This is a genomic window from Rhizobacter sp. P2_H3, from assembly GCF_056403355.1.
This window is the reverse complement of record NZ_JBFUFQ010000091.1, coordinates 1-22,271: the sequence shown is the minus strand read 5'-3', so window position 1 is coordinate 22,271 and position 22,271 is coordinate 1. Positions and strand designations below refer to the sequence as shown.

At 67.7% G+C, this 22,271-nt stretch carries 19 protein-coding genes; 2 read left to right on the top strand and 17 right to left on the bottom strand.

Translation table 11 applies throughout. The features are described from left to right. Nucleotides 1–78 precede the first annotated feature (78 nt). From AC1D1T_RS17480 to AC1D1T_RS17425, 12 genes are all read right to left on the bottom strand, one after another. Nucleotides 79–594 (bottom strand): chemotaxis protein CheW, encoded by a 516-nt coding sequence (locus tag AC1D1T_RS17480; protein ID WP_047595138.1) that lies wholly within the window; start codon nucleotides 592–594, stop codon nucleotides 79–81. A 118-nt stretch (nucleotides 595–712) separates the two neighbouring features. After that, nucleotides 713–2,521 carry a methyl-accepting chemotaxis protein gene (locus AC1D1T_RS17475; RefSeq protein WP_477992216.1) on the bottom strand — a complete coding sequence of 603 codons (1,809 nt, stop codon included), beginning with the start codon at nucleotides 2,519–2,521 and terminating at the stop codon, nucleotides 713–715. Further along, nucleotides 2,518–4,065, bottom strand: coding sequence for a methyl-accepting chemotaxis protein (locus AC1D1T_RS17470; protein WP_465113667.1), 1,548 nt, complete (start codon nucleotides 4,063–4,065; stop codon nucleotides 2,518–2,520). The genes AC1D1T_RS17475 and AC1D1T_RS17470 overlap by 4 nt, the downstream gene beginning before the upstream one ends. A gap of 35 nt (nucleotides 4,066–4,100) precedes the next feature. Beyond that, complete coding sequence (locus AC1D1T_RS17465) at nucleotides 4,101–4,553, bottom strand: cache domain-containing protein (protein WP_477824889.1); 453 nt, start codon at nucleotides 4,551–4,553, stop codon at nucleotides 4,101–4,103. Between the two features lie 727 nt (nucleotides 4,554–5,280). Beyond that, complete coding sequence (locus AC1D1T_RS17460; protein ID WP_477992215.1) at nucleotides 5,281–7,047, bottom strand: methyl-accepting chemotaxis protein; 1,767 nt, start codon at nucleotides 7,045–7,047, stop codon at nucleotides 5,281–5,283. A gap of 19 nt (nucleotides 7,048–7,066) precedes the next feature. After that, on the bottom strand, nucleotides 7,067–8,866 hold the full coding sequence (locus AC1D1T_RS17455) for a methyl-accepting chemotaxis protein (RefSeq protein ID WP_477839947.1): 1,800 nt from the start codon (nucleotides 8,864–8,866) through the stop codon (nucleotides 7,067–7,069). Nucleotides 8,867–8,907: 41 nt separating this feature from the next. Beyond that, on the bottom strand, nucleotides 8,908–10,458 hold the full coding sequence (locus AC1D1T_RS17450) for a methyl-accepting chemotaxis protein (protein WP_477992214.1): 1,551 nt from the start codon (nucleotides 10,456–10,458) through the stop codon (nucleotides 8,908–8,910). Between the two features lie 8 nt (nucleotides 10,459–10,466). Continuing rightward, the gene (locus tag AC1D1T_RS17445) at nucleotides 10,467–12,020 is read right to left on the bottom strand and encodes a methyl-accepting chemotaxis protein (RefSeq protein ID WP_477992213.1); all 1,554 of its coding nucleotides are present in this window, start codon (nucleotides 12,018–12,020) and stop codon (nucleotides 10,467–10,469) included. 59 nt (nucleotides 12,021–12,079) lie between these two features. Further along, nucleotides 12,080–13,627, bottom strand: coding sequence for a methyl-accepting chemotaxis protein (locus AC1D1T_RS17440; protein ID WP_477839940.1), 1,548 nt, complete (start codon nucleotides 13,625–13,627; stop codon nucleotides 12,080–12,082). 63 nt (nucleotides 13,628–13,690) lie between these two features. Beyond that, on the bottom strand, nucleotides 13,691–15,847 hold the full coding sequence (locus tag AC1D1T_RS17435; RefSeq protein WP_477827803.1) for a chemotaxis protein CheA: 2,157 nt from the start codon (nucleotides 15,845–15,847) through the stop codon (nucleotides 13,691–13,693). A 67-nt stretch (nucleotides 15,848–15,914) separates the two neighbouring features. Next, the gene (locus AC1D1T_RS17430; RefSeq protein ID WP_047511098.1) at nucleotides 15,915–16,277 is read right to left on the bottom strand and encodes a response regulator; all 363 of its coding nucleotides are present in this window, start codon (nucleotides 16,275–16,277) and stop codon (nucleotides 15,915–15,917) included. A 62-nt stretch (nucleotides 16,278–16,339) separates the two neighbouring features. Further along, complete coding sequence (locus tag AC1D1T_RS17425) at nucleotides 16,340–16,807, bottom strand: hypothetical protein (RefSeq protein WP_052213005.1); 468 nt, start codon at nucleotides 16,805–16,807, stop codon at nucleotides 16,340–16,342. Between the two features lie 199 nt (nucleotides 16,808–17,006). Here AC1D1T_RS17425 and AC1D1T_RS17420 point away from each other — a divergent pair, with 199 nt between their 5' ends. Continuing rightward, entirely contained in the window at nucleotides 17,007–18,161 is a 1,155-nt protein-coding gene (locus AC1D1T_RS17420) for a hybrid sensor histidine kinase/response regulator (RefSeq protein ID WP_047511095.1), read from the top strand. Next, nucleotides 18,161–18,802, top strand: coding sequence for a response regulator (locus AC1D1T_RS17415; RefSeq protein WP_047511092.1), 642 nt, complete (start codon nucleotides 18,161–18,163; stop codon nucleotides 18,800–18,802). The genes AC1D1T_RS17420 and AC1D1T_RS17415 overlap by 1 nt, the downstream gene beginning before the upstream one ends. 181 nt (nucleotides 18,803–18,983) lie before the next feature. Here the strand turns inward: AC1D1T_RS17415 and AC1D1T_RS17410 are convergent, their stop codons facing one another. From AC1D1T_RS17410 to AC1D1T_RS17390, 5 genes are all read right to left on the bottom strand, one after another. After that, the gene (locus tag AC1D1T_RS17410) at nucleotides 18,984–19,613 is read right to left on the bottom strand and encodes a protein phosphatase CheZ (protein WP_477826337.1); all 630 of its coding nucleotides are present in this window, start codon (nucleotides 19,611–19,613) and stop codon (nucleotides 18,984–18,986) included. 37 nt (nucleotides 19,614–19,650) lie between these two features. After that, entirely contained in the window at nucleotides 19,651–20,043 is a 393-nt protein-coding gene (cheY, locus tag AC1D1T_RS17405) for a chemotaxis response regulator CheY (protein WP_047511116.1), read from the bottom strand. A 69-nt stretch (nucleotides 20,044–20,112) separates the two neighbouring features. After that, nucleotides 20,113–21,063: a flagellar motor protein MotB gene (gene motB / locus AC1D1T_RS17400; protein ID WP_047511113.1), complete on the bottom strand. Its 951-nt coding sequence runs from the start codon at nucleotides 21,061–21,063 to the stop codon at nucleotides 20,113–20,115. After that, nucleotides 21,063–21,923: a flagellar motor stator protein MotA gene (gene motA, locus AC1D1T_RS17395; RefSeq protein WP_477826336.1), complete on the bottom strand. Its 861-nt coding sequence runs from the start codon at nucleotides 21,921–21,923 to the stop codon at nucleotides 21,063–21,065. Before motA ends, motB begins: the two co-directional genes overlap by 1 nt. Before the next feature lie 165 nt (nucleotides 21,924–22,088). After that, on the bottom strand, nucleotides 22,089–22,271 hold a 183-nt coding region (locus tag AC1D1T_RS17390; protein ID WP_477992212.1), incomplete at its 5' end, for a hypothetical protein.

Below are 22,271 nucleotides of genomic sequence, written 5' to 3'. Positions count from 1 at the left end.
GCGCGCGACCGAGCCGCGGCTGTCAAGCGCCGTGTTCATGAAATCCTTGGGGAGAGAAGAGAGGAATGCGGGGAAACGTCAGGGGCTGTCGATCAGGCCCATCTCGGCGCTGGCCATCAGCTCCTCGATGTCCATCAGGATGAGCATGCGGTCGTTGACGCTGGAGATGCCGGTGATGAAGCTGGTGTCGACGGCGGAGGCCATCTCGGGGGCCGGCTTGATGGAGTCGCGCGAGAGTTCGAGCACGTCGCTGACCGAGTCGACGACGGCGCCGACGACGCGGCCGCGCACGTTCAGCACGATGACGACGGTGAAGCTGTTGTAGTCGTTCGAGTCGCAGCCGAGCTTCAGGCGCAGGTCGACGATCGGGACGATGACGCCGCGCAGGTTGACCACGCCCTTGATGAAGGCGGGGGCGTTGGCGATGCGGGTGGGCGCTTCGTAGGAGCGGATCTCCTGCACCTTCAGGATGTCGATGCCGTATTCCTCGGCGCCCAGGCGGAAGGTGAGGAACTCGCCGCCGGACTGGGAGGCGGTGGCCGCGCGGGCGGCTTCGTGCCGGGCCACGTGGGAAGCTTCGTGGATCATGTCCATGGTGGGTCCTGTCAGGTGCGGAAGACTGCGTTGCCGTCACTATCGGCGCCGCCGGGATGAACTGAAGGGTGGATCAGCGCGTCGCGGGTGGGCCAGATCGGCGGGTCGGAAGGTTTTGTCAGAAGGTTTCCCAGTCGTCGCTGGGGGCGGTGGTGGCGAAGGCCGGGCCTGCCACGGGGGCGGGCGCCGGGCTCGGCGCGGCGGCTGCGACTTTCGTCACGGCCGGGGCCGGTTTCACGAGCGGGGTGGCGGGCGCGGGGGCCTTGGCCTTGGCGGCCGGGGCGCTCACCGGCTTGGCCGCCACGACCGGCTTCGGTGTGGACACGGCGGCCGGTGTGGGCGCGGGCGCCGCAGGGGTGCCGTGGGTGTCGAGCCGGAAGGTCGCGACGACCGACGCGAGGCGCTGCGCCTGGTCGCGCAGGCTCTCGGCCGCGGCCRCCGATTCCTCGACCAGCGCGGCGTTCTGTTGCGTCATCTGGTCGAGTTGAGTGACAGCCGTGTTGACCTGCCCGATGCCATCGCTCTGCTCCGACGACGCGGCGGTGATCTCGCCGATGATGTCGCTGACGCGCTGCACCGAGCCGACGATCTCGTGCATCGTCTTGCCGGCATCCGCCACCAGGCGCGAGCCGGAATCGACCTTCTCGACCGAGGCACCGATCAGCGCCTTGATCTCGCGGGCGGCCTGCGCACTGCGCTGGGCCAGGCTGCGCACCTCGCCGGCCACCACCGCGAAGCCGCGGCCCTGCTCGCCAGCGCGCGCCGCTTCGACCGCGGCGTTCAGCGCCAGGATGTTGGTCTGGAACGCGATGCCGTCGATCACGCCGATGATGTCGCTGATCTTCTTCGACGAGGCGTTGATCTCGTCCATCGTGGTCACGACCTGTGAGACGACCGAGCCGCCGCGTGCCGCGACTTCAGCGGCCGACGAGGCCAGCTGGTTGGCCTGGCGGGCCGAGTCGGCGCTCTGCTTGACAGTGCCGGTCAACTGCTCCATCGACGACGCGGCCTGCTGCAGGTTCGAGGCCGTCTGCTCGGTGCGGGCGCTCAGGTCCTGGTTGCCGGTCGCGATCTCGGCGCTGGCGGTCGAGATGCTGTCGGTCGAGTTGCGCACCTGGCCGACCAGCGCGCGCAGCGACTCCTGCATGTTCGACAAGGCCTGCATCAGCTGCGTCGATTCGTCGCGGCCGCTCACGGTGATCTGGTTGGTCAGGTCGCCGCGCGCGATCGACGCGGCCAGCGCCTGCGCCTCGCTCATCGGGCGGCAGATGCTCTGCATGTTGACCAGCGTGGTCGGCACGACGATCAGGATCGCGATGGCCAGCGCCACCGCGAACAGCACGACGGTCTGGCGCGTCATCGTCTGGCGCTCGGCCTCGGCCTGCGAGCCTTCGGCGCCCAGCGACTTCTGCAGTTCGGCGGCCGATTTCTCGGCGGCAGCGATCGCTTCCTTCGCACGGCCCATCACCCGGTTCGCCACCGTGGCCGAGTCGTAGCCGCTGTTCTCCAGCTGCTTGATCACCGGGGCCATCGCGGTGGCGTAGGTGCCGAGTTCGGTTTCCATGCGCTTGGCCAGCACGGTGCCATCGTCCTGCGGGCCATCCTGCAGCTTCTTCAGCTGGGCGATCACCCGCTCGCGTGCCGCCGTCCACTGCCCGCTGAAGCGCGTGACCTCTTCGGGCTTCTCGTAGTTGACGATCATTTCCTTCTCGGCCAGGCGCATCTCGCCGAGCGCGGTGCGCAACGCGGCCAGCGTGTTGGTGTCGGCGAACGAGCTGGTCATGAAGGCGGTGCTCTGGGCCTGCATGCGCAGCAGCCCGGTCAGGCCGGCGCCGCCGACCAGCGCGAGCAGGGCCAGCACGATGGCGATCGCGCCCATCATGCGGGTGCGGATCGTGAATTGACGCATCAGGTGGGTGAGGTTCATGAGCGCTCTCCGGCGAGCTGGAAGTTGTTGACGATGCTGCGCAGCCGGGCCGCCTGGTCCTTCAGGCTTTCCGCGGCGGCTGCCGACTCCTCCACCAGTGCCGCGTTCTGCTGCGTCATCTGGTCGAGCTGGGTGACGGATCCGTTCACCTGGCCGATGCCTTCGCTCTGCTCGGCGGCGGCGGCGGTGATCTCGCTGATGATGTCGGTCACGCGCTGGACCGAGCCGACGATCTCGTTCATCGTCTGGCCGGCGTCGGCCACCAGGCGTGAACCGGAATCGACTTTCTCGACCGAGGCGCCGATCAGCGCCTTGATCTCTTTCGCCGCCTGCGCGCTGCGCTGCGCGAGGCTGCGCACCTCGCTGGCGACGACCGCGAAGCCGCGGCCCTGTTCGCCGGCGCGGGCTGCTTCGACCGCGGCGTTCAGCGCGAGGATGTTGGTCTGGAACGCGATGCCGTCGATCACGCCGATGATGTCGGCGATCTTCTTCGAGCTGGCATTGATCTCGTTCATCGTGGTCACGACTTGCGAGACCACCGAGCCGCCACGCGCCGCGACCTCGGCGGCCGACGAGGCCAGCTGGTTGGCCTGGCGGGCCGAGTCGGCGCTCTGCTTGACGGTGCCGGTCAGCTGGTCCATCGACGAGGCGGTCTGCTGCAGGTTGCTGGCGGCCTGCTCGGTGCGGTGGCTCAGGTCCTGGTTGCCGGTCGCGATCTCGGCGCTGGCGTTCTCGATCGACGACGACGATTCGAGCACCGTCGCGAGCGAGCGGCTGAGTTGCTGCGTCATGCGGTCGAGCGCGTGCATCAGGTCGCCGAGCTCATCGCTGCGATCGCTGCGGGCATCGATCGCCAGGTTGCCGCCGGCCACTTCGTCGGCAACGCGGGCGGCGCGGCTCAGCTCGCCGACGATGCGGCGCTGCATCAGCCAGGCCACGCCGACCGTCGCGGCGGCCGCCAGCAGGCCGAGTGCGCCGAGCAGCAAACTGGTGCGGCGCGAGCGTTCTGCCGAGGCATCCATCGATGCCGACGACTGCCGGTCCATGCGGGCGACCATGCCGCCCATGCCCTTGGCGAGCGTGCCGAAGGTCTCGTCGGCACCCTGCATGGCGGCGATGCCGGTGTTCGGGTCGACCGACGACAGGTCGATCGCCGAATCGGCCTGGCCGCGGTACTTGTCGATCTGCGCGGTGGCGGCCTTGATCTCGCCGGCCAGGTCCGCATCGCTGCGGTCGGCATCGGCGAGGCCGCTGAGCGTGCGCTTCAGGCCGTTCAGCTGGTTGGCCAGCGATTCGCGGGCGGCCTTGATCTTCGGCTCGTCCAGCGACGCGATCAGCGCCACCGTGCGGTAGACGCCGGCGTGGATCTGGCCGAGCTGGTCCTGCACGCTGGTGATGGTGCGGAAGGATTCGAGGTCGCTGCGGAAGTCCTCGCTGTTCTTCGTCGCTTCGGTGCGCATCAGCGCGGTGTTCACCGAGGCCATCGAGAACACCACGACGGCGGTCAGCACGGGGGCTGCGAGCAGCTTGAGTCCGAGTTTCATGGCGGGCCTTCCGTCCTGCAGGGCGTGCGGGCGTCTTACTTGTAGATGCCGCCGCAGACGGCCACGTCGCCGAGCCGCTCGCAGTAGGCGCGCTTCGGCTCGATCTTCTTGCTGACCGGGTTGGTGAACTTGTAGTCCTGCCAGAACGTGCCCTTGGACTGGGCGAGTTCGACGCGCTCCTTGACGAAGGGCTTGCCGTCCACGTCCTTCAGCTCGAGCAGGTTCTTGCCGATCATTTTTTCGTTCGCACCGTGGGCGCGGACGACGCCGTCGAGCCCGTAGACGACCAGGTAGAGGTCGCGGTCGGTGAACTGGCCGGCCTTGTTGTTGATCTCGGCGTAGGCCTTGTCGTTGCCGCTGGACTTGATGAAGGCGACGCCCTTCTTGACCATCGCGGTGGCTTCTTCGGCGGTGGCATTGCCGTCCTTCGCGAAGGCGGGCAGGGCGGCGGCGCTCAGCAGGGCGCACAGGAGCAGGTGCTTGGACATGCGGGATCCTTGGCAGTCGGGGCGCCCAGGGGCGCGGTGGCGGGACTGCATCCGCGAACAAAACGGATGCGCTGGTGCCGTTATCGGCACGCGGGCGGCCGGGCTGTACCCGGTCTATCGCGATTCTGTGAGCCAGCGCAATCGGCTGTCGGCGCAAAAGAGGCCGGTTGGCGGTGCATCTCTTCCCACTGCGTGGGGCTTGTTCACTGCGTGAGGCTGCTGCCGGGTCTCGCCCCGGCGGGCGAGTCACTTTCATTTGTCTTGCCAAATGAAAGTAACCAAAGCAAAGGCGCYTGAAAACCATACGGTTCGTTCAGTCTCGCTKCGGACAACACTGACACTTCGGCTAGCCATCCACCTTCATTGGGATTGTTGTTCTCCCGCTCCACTCGACTCGCTCGCTTCGCGTCGCATCGTCTTGCACCGGCGGTCGGCACCGCGCCATCCGGGCGATGCGTAGCGAGCTGGGTGGAGAAGAACGGCCAACAATCCCAATGAAGGTGGATGGCTAGCCGAAGTGGCCGTGTTGTCCGAAGCGGGCCAGAACGAACCGTATGGTGTTGTATTGAGGCCCTTTGCTTTGGTTACTTTCATTTGGGCTTCAAATGAAAGTGACTCGCCCGCCGGGGCGAGACCCGGCAGCAGCCTCACGCAGTGAACAAAGCCCCCCGCAGGGATAAGAGAGAAGCCCTCGCGCAGCGAGTCCCCCGCCGGGAAGAGGCGAGGATCAGAAGGTTTCCCAATCGTCGGACCCCGCCGCCGCGGCGGCCAGTGCCGGACGCGGGGCCGGGGCGGCCGTGAGCACCGGCTCGACGGGCGCAGCCGCGGGCCTGGCGGCCGCCGGGGCCGGGGCCTTGGCTACCGACTTCGGTGCCGGGTGGGCTGCGGCGGCGATCACCGATTTCGCGGCCTGGAACACCGGGGCCGGTGCCGGTGCGGCAGCATGCGCAGTCGACAGCTTGAACACGGCGACGCCGGCCAGCAGTTGCGCAGCCTGCACCTTCAGGCTTTCCGCCGCCGCCGCGCTTTCCTCGACCAGCGCCGCGTTCTGCTGCGTCGCCCGGTCCATCTGCGTGACCGCCTCGCCGACCTGGCTGACGCCGGACGACTGCTCGATGCTCGCCGACGTGATCTCGCCCATGATGTCGGTCACGCGGCGGATCGAGGCGACCACCTCGGCCATCGTCGTGCCGGCCTCGTCGACCAGCGCAGTGCCCTGCTCGACGCGCTCGACGCTGGTCGAGATCAGCGTCTTGATCTCCTTGGCGGCATCGGCGCTGCGCTGCGCGAGGCTGCGCACCTCGCTGGCCACCACCGCGAAGCCGCGGCCCTGCTCACCGGCGCGCGCCGCTTCCACCGCGGCATTCAGCGCCAGGATGTTGGTCTGGAACGCGATGCCGTCGATCACGCCGATGATGTCGGCGATGCGGCGCGACGAGTCGTTGATGCCCTTCATCGTGTCGACGACGCGGTTGACGACCTCGCCGCCGGAGACCGCGACACTCGACGCGCTCATCGCCAGCTGGTTGGCCTGGCGGGCGTTGTCGGCGTTCTGCTTGACGGTGCTCGACAGCTGCTCCATCGACGCGGCCGTCTCCTCGAGCGCGCTCGCCTGCTCTTCGGTGCGGCTGCTCAGGTCGTTGTTGCCCTGCGCGATCTGCGAGCTCGCAGTGGCCACGCCATCAGCGTTCTGGCGCACGCCACCGACGATGCCGCGCAGCTTGTCCTGCATGTCGCCGAGCGCCTTCAGCAGCTGGCCCATCTCGTCGGTGCCGGTCGCCTTGATCGGCTGGCTCAGGTCGCCGTCGGCGATGCGGTTCGCATCCGCCACCGCCTGCGCCGCGGCGCGGGCCAGGCCACCCGACACGAACCAGGCGATCGCGAGGCCGAGTGCCGTCATCACGACCAGCCCGGCGATCAGCGCCGTGCGCGAGGATTCATAGGTCTTCTGGCCGTCGGCGGCCGCCGCGGTGCTGCCGGCATTGTTCAGCTCGACCAGCTTGACGAGCAGCGCACGGGCATCGGTGTACGACTGGCCGCCCGGTCCGTTCAACAGCTTCTTGATGCCGGCGGTGTCCATTTCCTTGGCCATGCGCAGCAGCTCGGGGCCGATTGCCTGGTAGCTCTTCCACTGCTGCGTGAATTGCTCGTACAAGGCCTTCTCTTCCGGCGAGCTGACCATCGCCTGGTAAGCGGCGCGGTGGGTCTCGAGGTTGCCTTCCACCTTCTTCAGCGAGGCCTCGATCGGCTCGACCTCGAGAGAGGTGTCGATCAGCGCGAGGCGCAGGCGCACCACGCGGTACGACGCAAGATCGCTGTTCAGTTCACCGAGCGCGCGCACGCTGGGCAGCCAGTTGGTGGCGATGTCGGCGGCGTTCGCGTTGACGTGGCCCAGGCGACCGATCGCCAGCAGGCTTTGCACGAGCGCGATCGCAAGGACCAGGCCGAAGCCGCCGATCAGCTTGGTGCGGATGCTGAGGTTGTTCAGGTTCATGACAGGCGGTCCGGAGATTTCAGAAGGTTTCCCAGTCGTCGCTCGGCGCGGCGCTGGCGGCCGGTTTGCTGGCGACCACGGCGGGTTGCGGTTCGGCGCGCGGGGCCAGGGTGGCAGCCACCGGCTTCGATTCGACGCGGGCGGGTGTCGCGGGCCTGGCCGCTGGCGCGGTGCTGGCAACCTTGGCGGCCGGCTTGGGCGTGAAGGCCGGTTTCGCCGGCGGCAAGGCCGGCGCGGCGACCGGCTGCGCCACCAGGCTCTCGCCCGCCTCCAGTCGGAAGGTCGCGACCACCGAGGCCAGGCGCTTGGCCTGGTCGCGCAGGCTCTCGGCGGCGGCCGCCGATTCCTCGACCAGCGCAGCGTTCTGCTGCGTCATCTGGTCGAGTTGAGTGACTGCGGTGTTGACCTGGCCGATGCCATCGCTCTGCTCCGACGACGCGGCGGTGATCTCGCCGATGATGTCGCTGACACGCTGCACCGAGCCGACGATCTCGCTCATCGTCTTGCCGGCATCGGCGACCAGGCGCGAACCGGCCTCGACACGGTCGACGCTGGCGCCGATCAGGCCCTTGATTTCCTTGGCCGCCTGCGCGCTGCGCTGCGCGAGGCTGCGCACTTCGCTGGCGACCACCGCGAAGCCGCGGCCCTGTTCGCCGGCACGCGCGGCTTCGACCGCGGCGTTCAGCGCCAGGATGTTGGTCTGGAACGCGATGCCGTCGATCACGCCGATGATGTCGTTGATCTTCTTCGAGCTGGCATTGATCTCGTCCATCGTCGAGACGACCTGGGCGACGACCGAGCCGCCACGGGCTGCGACTTCAGCGGCCGACGAGGCCAGTTGATTCGCCTGGCGGGCCGAGTCGGCGCTCTGCTTGACGGTGCCGGTCAGCTGCTCCATCGACGACGCGGCCTGCTGCAGGTTGCTCGCCGTCTGCTCGGTGCGCACGCTCAGGTCGTGGTTGCCGGTCGCGATCTCGCCGGAGGCGGTGGAGATGCTGTCGGTGCTCTGGCGCACCTGGCTCACCGTCGTGCGCAGCGAGCGCACCATCTGCGACAGCGAATCCAGCAGGCTGCCCGGCACCGACTGGCTCAGGTCGACCGACAGGTTGCCGCGCGCGACCTCGCCCATCACCGCCACCGCGTCGCTCGGCTCGCCGCCGATCTGGCGCAGCACGCTGCGGGCGATCACGATGCCCAGCGCGCCGATGCCGGCCAGGATCAGCAGCGTGATCAGCAGGCCTTGCACGGCGGTGCTGCGCACCTCGGCATCGACGTCGTCCATGTACAGGCCCGAGCCGACCAGCCAGCCCCAGTTCTTCAGCTGCATCACGTACATCAGCTTGGGCACCGACTCGGTCTTGCCGGGGCGCGGGAAATCGGTCATCAGGTAGGCGCGGCCGTCCTTGCTGGCGCGCAGCACGTCGATCTCGCCCTGGATGATGTCCAGGCCCTTGCTGTCCTTGACCTTGCCGATCATCGGCTGGCCGTCCCATTCGGGCTTCAGCGGGTGCATCACCGCGGAGCCGTCCATCGAGAAGATGTAGAGGTAGTCCTTGGCCTCGGCGCCGTAGCGGGCCACGCGGATCGCGTCACGGGCCGCCTTCTGCGCGTCTTCCTTGCTCATCGTGCCGGCCGCGGCCTTGGCCTCGAAGCCGGCCGCGATGTGGTAGGCGGCCTCGACCGCCGTTACCAGCTGGCCCTTGCGCCCTTCGACGATCTGGCTGCGCATGCGCAGGCTGGACGCGACGGTCAGCAGGATCAGCGCCAGGATCGAGGCGCCGACCAGCAGGCCGATCTTGCGTTTGAAGGACAGGTTCATGGGGGTACCTCGGGTCAAGCGGAAGGGCAACGTTCGGCGACTCAGTGCGCCTGCAACCGGAAGCTGCCGACGGCCTGCGACAGGCGCGCGGCCTGGTCCTTCAGGCTTTCGGCGGCGGCGGCGCTCTCTTCGACGAGCGCCGAGTTCTGCTGCGTCATCTGGTCGAGCTGGGTGACGGCGGTGTTGATCTGGCCGATGCCGTCGCTCTGCTCCGACGATGCGGCGGTAATCTCACCGATGATGTCGCTGACGCGCTGCACCGAGCCGACGATCTCGTTCATCGTCTGGCCGGCGTCCGCCACCAGGCGCGAGCCGGCTTCGACACGGTCGACGCTGGCGCCGATCAGGCCCTTGATTTCCTTGGCAGCGTCGGCGCTGYGCTGCGCGAGGCTGCGCACCTCGCCGGCCACCACCGCGAAGCCGCGGCCCTGCTCGCCGGCGCGCGCCGCTTCGACCGCGGCGTTCAGCGCCAGGATGTTGGTCTGGAACGCGATGCCGTCGATCACGCCGATGATGTCGGCGATCTTCTTCGAGCTGGCATTGATCTCGTCCATCGTGGTCACGACTTGCGAGACCACCGAGCCGCCGCGTGCCGCGACTTCAGCGGCCGACGAGGCCAGCTGGTTGGCCTGGCGGGCCGAGTCGGCGCTCTGCTTGACGGTGCCGGTCAACTGCTCCATCGACGAGGCGGTCTGCTGCAGGCTGGACGCGGTCTGCTCGGTGCGGGCGCTCAGGTCCTGGTTGCCGCTGGCGATCTCGGTGCTGGCGGTTCGGATGCTGTCGCTGGCGGTGTGCACCTGCTGCACGACGCGGCCGAGCGCGGCCGTCATCGTCTGCAGCGCGCGCATCAGGTCGCCCATCTCGTCGCCGCGCATCACGGCCGGCCGCGGGCTCAGGTCGCCGCCGGCGATCGAGTCGGCCAGCGCGATCGCTTCGCCGAGCGGGCGGCGGATCGAGCCGACGAGCGCGAAGGTGCCGAACAGCGCACCGAGGATGATCAGCCCGACCACGCCGGCCGCCACCATCACCGTCTTGCGGCGCTCGGCCGACAGCCGTTCGCGCGTGGCCTGGGCCGCCTGCTCCTGCAGCGCGACGAAGCCGCGCAGCGATTGCATGTAGGTGTCGACGGCCTGCGCGAAGCCGCCCATCGCCAGCGCGCGGGCGCCCTCCTGGTCGCCGGCTTCCTTCTTCTTCGTGATCTCGGCCGAGGTGTCGAGCACGACCTTGCGGTCGGCGGCGATCTTCGCCATCTGCTGCGTCTCGGCCTCGGTCTGCGGCAGCTCCTTCAGCTGCTTCTGCAGCTCGGTGATCTGCGCGATGGCCTTGTCGTTGGTCTCCTTGAACGCGACGCGCACCGACGGATCGCTGCTGATCGCGCCGGCCTGGGCGCGCGACACCGCGGCCTCGGTCAGGCCGGCCCAGCGGGCGGCCGTGCGGATCTTGGTTTCCGACAGCGCCAGCGCCTCGTCGGAGAACGCCTGCACCTGGGCCGAGCGCCACGCGGCGAAGGCGATCAGCGCCAGCAGCGCGACGATGAAGGTGCCGACGGCGAACCAGATGCGGGTGCCGATGCGGAGGTCTTGAATGCGCATGGTGTGTCTCAGTGTTCGAGTCGGAAGGCGCCGACGGCCTGCGACAGGCGCAGCGCCTGGTCCTTCAGGCTCTCGGCGGCCGCGGCGCTCTCTTCGACGAGGGCCGAGTTCTGTTGCGTCATCTGGTCGAGCTGGGTCACGGCGGCGTTGACGCTGCCGATGCCGTCGCTCTGCTCGGACGAGGCGGCGGTGATTTCACCGATGATGTTCGAGACGCGCTGCACCGAGCCGACGATCTCGCTCATCGTCTTGCCGGCATCGGCCACCAGGCGCGAGCCGGCCTCGACGCGGTCGACGCTGGCGCCGATCAGGCCCTTGATTTCCTTGGCCGCCTGCGCGCTGCGCTGCGCGAGGCTGCGCACTTCGCTGGCGACGACCGCGAAGCCGCGGCCCTGTTCGCCGGCACGCGCGGCTTCGACCGCGGCGTTCAGCGCCAGGATGTTGGTCTGGAACGCGATGCCGTCGATCACGCCGATGATGTCGTTGATCTTCTTCGAGCTGGCATTGATCTCGTCCATCGTCGAGACGACCTGGGCGACGACCGAGCCGCCACGGGCGGCGACCTCGGCGGCCGACGAGGCCAGCTGGTTGGCCTGGCGGGCCGAATCGGCGCTCTGCTTGACGGTGCCGGTCAGCTGCTCCATCGACGAGGCCGCCTGCTGCAGGTTGCTCGCGGTCTGCTCGGTGCGCACGCTCAGGTCCTGGTTGCCGGTCGCGATCTCGGCGCTCGCGGTCGTGATGCTGTCGGTGGTGCTGCGCACCTCGCCGACCAGCCGGCGCAGCGAGGCCTGCATGTCGGCCAGCGCGCGTGCCAGCTCGCCGGCTTCGCCGCCGGCCTGGATCGACAGCGTCTGCGACAGGTCGCCGCCGGCGATCGCGCGGGCATGCCGCACCGCTTCGCCGATCGGCGCGGCGATCGAACGGGTCAGCCACCAGCCGAAACCGCCGGCGATCGCGACGCACACCAGCACCAGCACGCCGACCACGGTGGCCGCGAGGTTGGTGCCGGTCTCTGCATGCTCCTGCGCGGCAGCGGCGCGGGCCGTGGCCAGCGCGGCGAGCTCGTCGACGGCCGCCTGGTAGCTCTTGCGGGTCTTGTCGAAATCGCCCGCCAGCAGGGCTTCGAGCGCGACGAAGTCGCCGCTGTTCTTCAGCGCATCGAGCTGCGGATGGAACGCGAGTGCGACCTTGCGCGCTTGCACCGCCTTGTCGAACAGCGCCTTCATCTCGGGGTCGGACACCAGCGCCTCGATCTTCGCGATCGTCTCGGCGTTCGCGGCCGAGGTGGCCTTCGACTGCTTCGTCAGCTCGTCGGAGAACTCACCGGTGCCCAGGCGTGCATTCGTCGTCGCGCGCAGCGTGTTCATCGCGRCCTGTGCATTCCAGTCGCGCGCCAGCTGCGTCATCTGCCATTCGGTGGCCGACAGGCGCTTCAGCGTCGAGGTGGTCTGCTTCAGCTTGATCRCGCTGTAGCCGGTGGCCAGCACCATCAGCAGCACCAGCAGGCTGAAGACCAGCCCGAGCCGGGTGCCGATGCGGGCGTTGCGGAAACTGAACTGCATGCAGCGCTCCTGGGGGACAAAGGGGGACACGGCACGCCCGAAGGCGCGCCCGGGGTGGGTCAGGCGCTCAGCCGGAACACCGACACGACGCCCGACAGCTTCACTGCCTGCTCCTTCAGCGATTCGGCGGCCGCGGCGGACTGCTCCACCAGCGCGGCGTTCTGCTGCGTCATCTGGTCGAGCTGCGTCACTGCGGTGTTGACCTGGCCGATGCCGTCGCTCTGCTCCGACGCCGCCGAGGTGATCTCGCCGATGATGTCGCTGACGCGGCGCACGCTGGTGACGATCTCGGTCATCGACTGGCCGGCATCCGCCACCAGGCGCGAACCGGAGTCGACCTTGTCGACCGAGGCGTCGATCAGGCTCTTGATTTCCTTGGCCGCCTGCGCGCTGCGCTGCGCGAGGCTGCGCACTTCGCTCGCGACGACCGCGAAGCCGCGGCCCTGCTCGCCGGCACGGGCTGCTTCCACCGCGGCGTTCAGCGCCAGGATGTTGGTCTGGAACGCGATGCCGTCGATCACGCCGATGATGTCGGCGATCTTCTTCGAGCTGGCATGGATGTCGTTCATCGTCGAGACGACCTGCGACACCACCTCGCCGCCCTTGCCGGCAGCGCCTTGCGCCGACGAGGCCAGCTGGTTGGCGGTGCGCGCCGAATCGGCGGTCTGCTTGACGGTGCCGGTCAGGTGGCCCATCGACGATGCGGTCTGCTGCAGGTTCGAGGCCGTCTGCTCGGTGCGCGAGCTCAGGTCCTGGTTGCCGGTCGCGACCTCGCTGCTGGCGACCTGGATGCTGTCGGCCGATTGCCGGACCTGCGTGACCATGTCGTGCAGGCTGGCGTTCATCTTGCCGAGCGAGCGCATCAGGCCGGCGATCTCGTCGCTGCCGTCGGCCGTGACCCGGCGCGACAGGTCGCCACCGGCCACCGCGTCGGCGAGTGCCGCCGCCTGGGCCACCGGCACCGTGATCGAGCGCGTCAGCAGCCAGGCGAACACGGCGCCCAGCACCAGCGCGAGGCTGCCGGTCACGCCGATCAGCAGGCGGCCGCGCAGCGCGTCGGCATCGATCTGCTTCGCCATCTGGTCGATGGATTTCTTCTGGTAGTCCACGTAGGCCTGCATCACGGTCACGTAGGCCGGCGCGACGACCTGGAAGCTGGTGTCGTAGATGCGCGTGGCTTCTTCGGTGTTGCCGGCGCGCTTGGCGGCCATCATCCCGTCGCGCGCCACCAGGTAGGTCTTGCGCGTCTCTGCGATGCGGTCGAGCAGCACCTGCTCCTCGGGCGTGGTCGGGAAGGCCTTCAGCGCCTGGGTGATCTCGTTGGCGCGCACCGTCGAGGCCTTGGCATCGTCGGTGAACAGCGCTTCGAGCGTGGCATCCGGGCTCTTGGCGATCGCCTTGCCGCGGGTCACGCCGATCGACACGTTGCGTGCCCATTCGGCGGCCAGGCGCTCCTTGGCGAGCGGCTCGGCCATCATCTGCTGGGTGGCCTGGGCGATGCTGCCCAGGCGCCAGACGCCGACGACCATGATCAGGCACAGGAGCGCCAGGGTGACGGCAAATCCGCCACCCAGGCGGACTCCGACACGAACGTCATTCAACTTCATGACTCTGCTCCGGTTGTTCGAAAGGGGGCCCGCTCGCGCGGGCCGGTCTCAGTGGCAAGAGCGTCAGTGGCGCGAGCGGCGCACCAGGCTGCCCACGTCCAGGATCAGCGCCACGCGGCCGTCACCCATGATGGTGGCGCCCGACACGTCGTTGACCTTGCGGTAGTTGGCTTCGAGGTTCTTCACGACGACCTGCTGCTGTCCGAGCAGCTCGTCGACCAGCAGCGCGACGCGGCCGCCTTCGGCCTCGACCACCACCATGATCCCGCTGACGTGCTCGAAGTCGAAGCGCGGCACGTTGAACACGTGCTCCATCTCCAGCACCGGCATGTACTCGTCGCGCACCTCGACCACGCGGCCGGAGCCACCGATCGTCTTGACCATGTCGGGCTGCACCTGGAACGACTCGATCACCGACGACAGCGGGAGGATGTAGACCTCTTCGCCGACGCCCACCGACATGCCGTCCATGATGGCCAGCGTCAGCGGCAGGCGCACCGAGACGCGCATGCCGTAGCCTTCGGCCGAATCGATCTCGACGGTGCCGCCCAGTGCGGTGATGTTCTTCTTGACCACGTCCATGCCGACGCCGCGGCCGGACACGTCCGTCACCACATCGGCGGTCGAGAAGCCGGGGGCGAAGATCAGGCCCCACACCTCCTGGTCGGTCATCGAGTCGGGGGCCGGGATGCCGCGCTCGCGGGCCTTCTTCAGCAGCTTCTCGCGCGACAGGCCGCGACCGTCGTCGCGCACCTCGATGACGATCGAGCCGCCCTGGTGGGACGCGCTCAGCGTGATCGTGCCGGTCTCGGGCTTGCCCTTGGCGACGCGGTCGGCGGGGGTCTCGATGCCGTGGTCGCAGCTGTTGCGCACCAGGTGGGTCAGCGGGTCGGTGATCTTCTCGACCAGGCCCTTGTCCAGTTCGGTGGCTTCGCCGAGCGTCACGAAGTCGACCTTCTTGCCGAGCTTGGCGGCCAGGTCGCGCAGCATGCGCGGGAAGCGGCTGAACACCATCGACATCGGGATCATGCGGATCGACATCACCGATTCCTGCAGATCGCGGGTGTTGCGGTCCAGGTCGGCAAGGCCGGCGGCCAGCTGCTGGTACAGCGCCGGGTCCAGGCCCTGGCTGTTCTGGGCCAGCATGGCCTGGGTGATCACGAGTTCGCCGACCAGGTTGATCAGCTGGTCGACCTTCTCGACCGACACGCGCAGCGTCGAGGCCTCGACCGCGGCGGCCGGGGCCTTCTCGGCCTTCGCGACCGGCTTGGCAGCAGGCTTGGCGGACTCGACCGGCGCGGCAGCGTCGGCGGACGGCGCGGCGTCGGCGGCCGGGGCGGCGGCGGCGTTCGGTGCGCCCGGGGCGTCGTCGAAGAAGCCGTAGCCGAGGTCGGCCTCGCTCGGCGCGGTGGCGGCCGGGGCACCCGGCGAGCCTTCATGGAAGCCGTAGCCGGGGCCGAGCGGCAGCAGTGCAACCTGCTCGCGCGCCACGTGGAAGGTGAACAGGTCCAGCAGGTCGCTGTCGCTGCTGGTGGTGCAGATCTTGAAGCGGCGCATGCCGTCGGCCGACATGCCGTTGTCCAGCGGCTCGATGGTGCCGAGGTCGGTGATTTCCTTGAACAGCTCGACCAGGTTGTCGGCGTCCGTCAGGTTCTTCAGCGGGCCGACGCGCAGCTCGAGCACGCGGGCGTGGCCGGCGACCGACGGGGCGGGCATCGCCGAAGCCGGTGCGGCCGCCTTGGGCTTCGCGGCCGGTGCGGCGGCGGGTGCGGCGCTGGTGGTGGCGGCCGGGGGGGCCTCGCCGGCGACCATCGCGCGGATGTTGAACAGCAGCTCGGTGGTGTCGAGTTCGTCGCCGCCGTTGCCCTGGTGGCGTGCCAGCTGGGCGCGCAGCGCGTCGCCCGATTGCAGCAGCACGTCGACCATCGGCGCGGTCGGGGTCAGTTCATGGCGGCGCAGCTTGTCCAGCAGCGTCTCCATCTGGTGCGTCAGCTCGGCGACGTCGGAGAAGCCGAAGGTCGCGGCGCCGCCCTTGATCGAGTGGGCGCAGCGGAAGATCGCGTTGAGCTCTTCGTCGTCGGCCGACTCGATGTCGAGGTCGAGCAGCAGCTTCTCCATGCGGTCGAGGTTCTCGCCCGCTTCCTCGAAGAAGACCTGATAGAACTGGCTCAGGTCGATGCCGGCGCTCAGCTGAGAGCCTTCGGAGGTCATCTCGCCCATGGCGTGCTCCTGGATGGAATGTCGTTATTGGTCGATGGCGAACAGGTCGGTGCGCGAGCCGCGAAGCTCAGCGCACGACCTTCTTGATGACTTCGATCAGCTTGGCCGGATCGAACGGCTTGACCAGCCAGCCGGTGGCGCCGGCGCTGCGGCCTGCCTGCTTCATCTGGTCGCTCGACTCGGTGGTCAGGATCAGGATCGGCGTGCTCTTGAACTTCGGGTTGTCGCGCAGCTTCTTGGTCAGGCTGATGCCGTCCATGCGGGGCATGTTCTGGTCGGTCAGCACGAGGTCGAAGTCGCGACCGCTGGTCTTCTCGTACGCGTCCTGGCCGTCCACGGCCTCGACGACGTTGTAGCCGGCGCTCTTCAGCGTGAAGGACACCATCTGGCGCATGGAGGCGGAATCGTCGACGGCGAGGATGGAATGCATGGGTTTCTCCGGATTTCTCGAAAACTGTTTCGGTAGGTGGGACTGAAGTCTTGAGGGGCGGCCTAGAACAACTCGATGGAGCCGACATCCATTTCGGCCTGGGTCACCGGGTTGGGTCGCAACGGGGCTTCCTCGACCACGGTCTCACCGTCTTCGTCATCCGCGAAGGCCTCGCGGGCCAGCCGGTCGACGCAGTTGCGCAACCGGCGGTTGGTGTGATGGATCAGCTGGGACGCCATGTCCTGGAACTGCAGCGCGGTGACCGCGCCGCCCAGATCCTGCATGACGCCGCTGAAGACCTGGTCGCTTTCCTCGCCCGAGTGGGGGCGTTCGCGCAGGACGCGGATCTGTTCCGAGGCGCCGTAGAAGCGCTGCATCAGCGTGTCGCAGGCGTCGGCCAGCAGGGTCTGAAGGCGTTCCAGATCGTTGGTGGCCGACATCAGGTGGTCCTGCAGGTCGGCGGCGGCCAGCAATGCCATGCCCGCTGGCGCGGGTGGCATGCCGGCATCGTTGGCGTCGTTCATCTGCATCCGAATCTCCGCTCGAAGGTGAGGGATGGGGCGCTGCGCAGGGGAGCTCCTGCGCAGGGCGTGCTATCTGTCTGCCATTTTCGGCAGGGGGGCGGAAAGCATTAGCTCAATCACCGGTGAAAAGCGCAGCCATTTCGAATGGCTCCGTGGAGCGTGCGAAGTTGGCACCTCCGAACCGGTTGCTTGGCATACTCGGGCCATGTCACCGCCTCTTGCCGAGCAGCGCCTGCGCCTCCTGCACCTGGAGGATTCCGAGCTCGACCATCACCTGACGCTGGCCCACCTGCGCCGCGGCGGGCTCGATGTCGACGCGGTGCGGGTCGATTCCGAGGTCGAGTTCCTGCGCGAGCTGGAGCCGTCGCAGGAGTGGGACATCATCGTGTCCGACTACAACCTGCCGGGTTTTTCGGGCCTGGTGGCGCTGGACCTGCTGAAGGCGAGCGGGCGCAGCATCCCGTTCATCCTGGTGTCCGGCGAGATCGGCGAGGACACCGCGGTCGAGGCGATGCGCAATGGCGCGAGCGACTACCTGCTGAAGAACAACCTGGCGCGGCTGGTGCCGGCGCTGCTGCATGCGGTGGAGGCGCACGAGCTGCTGCTGGCGCGCCAGCGTGCCGACCGCGAGCTGGGCGAGCAGAAGCAGCGGGTGCACGAGCTGGCGCAGCATCTGCAGACCAGCGTCGAATCGGAGCGGGCGGCGATTGCGCGCGAGATCCATGACGACGTGGGCGGTTCGTTGACGGCGCTGAAGTTCGACCTGGCGTGGATTGCGCGGCATTCCGATTCGCCGGAGGTGCTGGCGCGGGTCAATTCGGCGCTCGAGACGGTGAGCCATGCGATCGAGGCGAGCCAGCGGGTGATGCACAACCTGCGGCCGGCGATTTTGGAGCAGGGGTTGGTGGCGGCGCTGCAGTGGATGGCGAGCCGTTTCGAGAAGCGCACCGGCGTGACCTGCGAGTTCCGCAGCCGCTACGACCATCTCACGTTGCCGGCGGGTGTGCCGCTGGTGGCGTATCGCACGGCGCAGGAGGCGTTGACCAACGTGACCAAGCATGCGCAGGCGAGCCATGTGCAGATCGACCTGACATTGGCGGGCGGGGTGTTGTCGCTCGAGATCAGCGACAACGGCCGCGGCCTGAACCATGACGATCTGGCGAAGGTGCGTTCGTTCGGCATCCGTGGGTTGCACGAGCGGGCCGGCACGGTGGGGGGCTGGGTGGACCTGAGCAGCGGGCCGGCCGGGACGACGTTGATCCTGTCGGTGCCGCTGGAGATGATGTCGGAGGAGTTGGACTTCGAGCTCGCCGAGGAACCGTCGGCGCCTTATGACCCGACGGTGTGGGGGAATATCTGATGATCAAAGTGATTCTGTGCGACGACCATGCGTTGATCCGGCGCGGCATCCGCGACACCTTGTCGGACGCTCCAGACATCGAGGTGATCGGCGAGGCGGGTGACTACACCGAGCTGCGGTCGTTGTTGCGGACGACGGGCGGTTGTGACGTGCTGGTGCTGGACATCAACCTGCCGGGCCGCAGCGGGCTGGACGTGCTGCACGTGCTGAAGGACGAAGGCGCGACGATGCGGGTGCTGGTGGTGTCGATGTACCCCGAGGACCAGTATGCGATCCGGGCGCTGAGGGCTGGGGCGTTCGGCTACGTGAACAAGGGCGGCGACCCCGCGACGATCGTGGCCGCGGTGCGCACCGTAGGGCAGGGCCGCAAATACGTGACCCCGGAGATCGCGCAGATGCTGGTGGAAAGCCTGACGACGCCGACCACCGAAGCGGCGCACGAGAAGCTATCCGATCGCGAGCTGCAAACGTTGGTGATGATCGCGTCGGGCAAGCGCTTGTCCGACATCGCGGAGGAGCTGATGCTTAGCCCGAAGACAGTGAGCGTGTACCGGGCCCGCGTGCTCGAGAAGCTGGGCCTTTCGAACAACTCCGAGATGACGGTCTACGCGATCCGCAACGGCCTGGTCGGCAGCGAGTAGCGGACGGCCAACAATCCCAATGAATGTGGGGCACCAGCCGAAGCGTCAGTGTTGTCCGCAGCGAGACTGAACGAACCGTATGGTTTTCAGGCGCCTTCTTTGGTTACTTTCTTTGGCAAGACAAAGAAAGTGACTCGCCCGCCGGGGCGAGACCCGGCGCAGCCCCACTCAGTGAGAAGAATCAGAACCCCAGACTGGCCAGGAGGTCGTCAACCTCCCCCTGATTGGTCACCACATCGGTCCGCCCTTCAGGATTCACCACCGGCCCGTTGAGGATCGACGACTCCACCTTCTGCACCTGCTCCGGCGGAGCCGCCTGCACCAGCAGCTTGACCAGGCTGTCTTCCAGGTCGGATGCCAGCGCGACGACCTTGGCCACGACCTGGCCGGTCAGGTCATGGAAATCCTGCGCCATCATGATGTCGGTCAGGTGCAGGTCGATGCGTGCGGTCGCCGCCTCGACGTCACTGACGAAATTCATCACCGAACCCGAGGCCACCGCCTTCACCGGGTCGGCCACGATGGCCGCCGCGATGCGGCGCGTGTCGGCGGCAATGTTCGCGTGCTCGAGCTTGGCCTGGTCGACCGAATTCAGCACCTTGTTGGCGGCAGCACCGGTCTTCTCGGCGATGTAGTTCAGGCGGCTGCGCGCGTCGGGCAGGTTGTCGGCCGCGGTCTGCAGCTTGGGGATCACGCCGAGCTGCATCAGCGTGTCGTGCAACTGGCGCGTGATCACGCCGAGCTGCTGGAAGACCTCGGGCGAGGCCGCAGCCGTCGGCGGGGCCAGGGTGGCCATCGTATCCATCTTCATGATGTGTTCCCTTGTACGTCGGGGGGCTGGTGCGGCATCAGGCCGCGGTGGCCAGCTTCTGCATGATCTTCTGGACTTTTTCTTCCAGCGTGGCCTTCGTGAAGGGCTTGACGATGTAGCCGGCCGCGCCGTCCTGCGCCGCCCGCACGATGTCTTCCTTGCGCGCCTCGGCGGTCACCATCAGCACCGGCAGGTGCTTCAGGCTCGCATCGGCCTTCACCGCCGACAACAGCTCGAAGCCGTTCATGTTCGGCATGTTGATGTCGCTCACGACGAAGTCGAACTTCGCGTTCTTCAGCATGTTCAACGCCACCGCGCCATCCTCGGCCTCTTCGGCATTGTTGTAGCCGATCTCCTTCAGCAACCCGCGCACGATGCGGCGCATGGTCGAGAAGTCGTCGACGATCAGGAATTTCAAATCGGTGCTCATGAGAGTCCTCGCTGGGTCGCTTGGGGCGGTGGTACGGTGTGGAGCCTGGAATCGGCTGCTTTGCGGCTGTTATCGGGCAGTCGCGGCGGAAGTTGAGGGCGGCGTGAGCGCCCCCTCGGCAGCCGGCGCCTCGGGTTCCGGTGCCAACGGCGTGTTCTGGAAGAAGCGGTCCTCCGCCTCACGGTTCATCACGATGATGCTGATGCGCCGGTTCGACGGGCTCAGCGGGTCGTTGCGGTCGAACAGCGCGCTCGACGCGAGCCCCTGCACCCGCAGCATCCGGTCCTCGGGCAGCCCGCCCAGCAGCAATTCGCGGCGCGATGCATTGGCGCGGTCCGACGACAGCTCCCAGTTGCTGTAGCCGCGCTCACCGCCGCCGAAGGCCGCGGCGTCGGTGTGGCCCTCCAGCGTCAACCGGTTCGGTACCTCGGCCAGCACGCCGCCGATCTCCTGCAGCAGCTCGCGCATGTAGGGTTTGACCAGCGCGCTGCCGCTGTCGAACATCGGCCGGTTCTGCTCGTCGACGATCTGGATGCGCAGGCCGTCCGGCGTCATGTCGAGCCGGATCTGGGATTTCAGCGCCGCCAGCTTCGGATTCGCCGCCAGCACGTCTTCCACGTGCTGCTTCAGCACCTGCAGCCGCTGTGCCTCGGCCTGGCGCTGCTCGGCCTTCATCGCCGCCAGGTTGATGGTGCTGCGTGATGCGGTATCGCCCTTCTTGACCTGGCCGCCGCTGCGGGTGAGGTCGGTGCCGCCGCCCTTGATCACGTGCGACGAATCGCCCGAGCCGCTGCCGCCGCTCAGCAGTGCCACCTTCAGCGGCGCCTGGAAATAGTCGGCAATGCCCTTCTTGTCGCCCTCGGTCGTCGAGCCGAGCAGCCACATCAGCAGGAAGAACGCCATCATTGCCGTCACGAAGTCGGCATACGCGATCTTCCACGCGCCGCCGTGGGCGCCATGGCCGCCCTTCTTGATGCGCTTGATGATGATCGGCTGCAGCTTCTTCGAATCGCCGGCCATTATTTCTTGCCCTTCACATGGCCTTCGAGCTCAGCGAAGGTCGGGCGGTCGGTCGAGTACAGCACCTTGCGGCCGAATTCGACCGCCACCTGCGGCGCATAACCCTGCATGCTCGCGAGCAGCGTGGTCTTGATGCACTGCAGTTCCTTGCCGTTCTCGTCGTTCTTCTGCTCCATCAGCCCGGCCAGTGGTTCCGCGACCGCATAGGCCAGCAGGATGCCGAGGAAGGTGCCGACCAGCGCCGAGCCGATCATGCCGCCGAGGATCGCGGGCGGCTGGCCCACCGAGCCCATCGTGTTCACCACGCCGAGCACGGCGGCCACGATGCCGAACGCCGGCAGCGCGCCGGCCAGCCGGGCGATCGCCGCGGCGGGCGCATGCGCCTCGTGGTGGTGGGTGTCGATCTCGCTGTCCATGAGGCTCTCGATCTCGTGGGCGTTCAGGTTGCCCGAGACCATCATGCGCAGGTAGTCGGTGACGAACTCGACCACGTGGTGGTCGTTGCCCACCGTCGCGTATTTCTTGAAGAGCGCCGATTCGTGCGGGCGCTCGACGTCGTTCTCGATCGACATCAGGCCTTCCTTGCGCGCCTTCTGCAGGATGTCGTAGAGCAGCGCCAGCAGCTCCATGTAGCGGGCCTTCGAATACTTCGAGCCCTTCAGCAGCGTCGGCAGCGCTGCCAGCGTCGCCTTCAGCACCTTCGGCTGGTTGTTGACGACGAAGGCGCCGAGCGCGCCGCCCAGGATGGCCATCAGCTCGGTCGGCAGCGCGTGGATGATCACGCCCATGTTCCCGCCGTGCAGGACATAGGCGCCGAAGATGCATCCGAGGGCAACCGCGTAACCGATGAGGACGAACATGTTCCAGGCTGTTCCGTGTAAGGGGGGAGTGCGCACGCCGCGCTGGTCTCGGACCGTTATCGGCCCCCACCCCAGTCACTTGAGTGTCGAGGGGGGGCGGGTTCGGCAATCGCTCGAACAGCGCTGGAAAAAGGATTTCTTCTCACCCCTGCGGGGGGCTTTTGTTCACTGCGTGAGGCTGCTGCCGGGTCTCGCCCCGGCGGGCGAGTCACTTTCATTTGTCTTGCCAAATGAAAGTAACCAAAGCAAAGGCGCCTGAAAACCATACGGTTCGTTCAGTCTCGCTTCGGACAACACTGACACTTCGGCTGCACATCCCCGTTCATTGGGATTGTTGTTCTCCCGTGC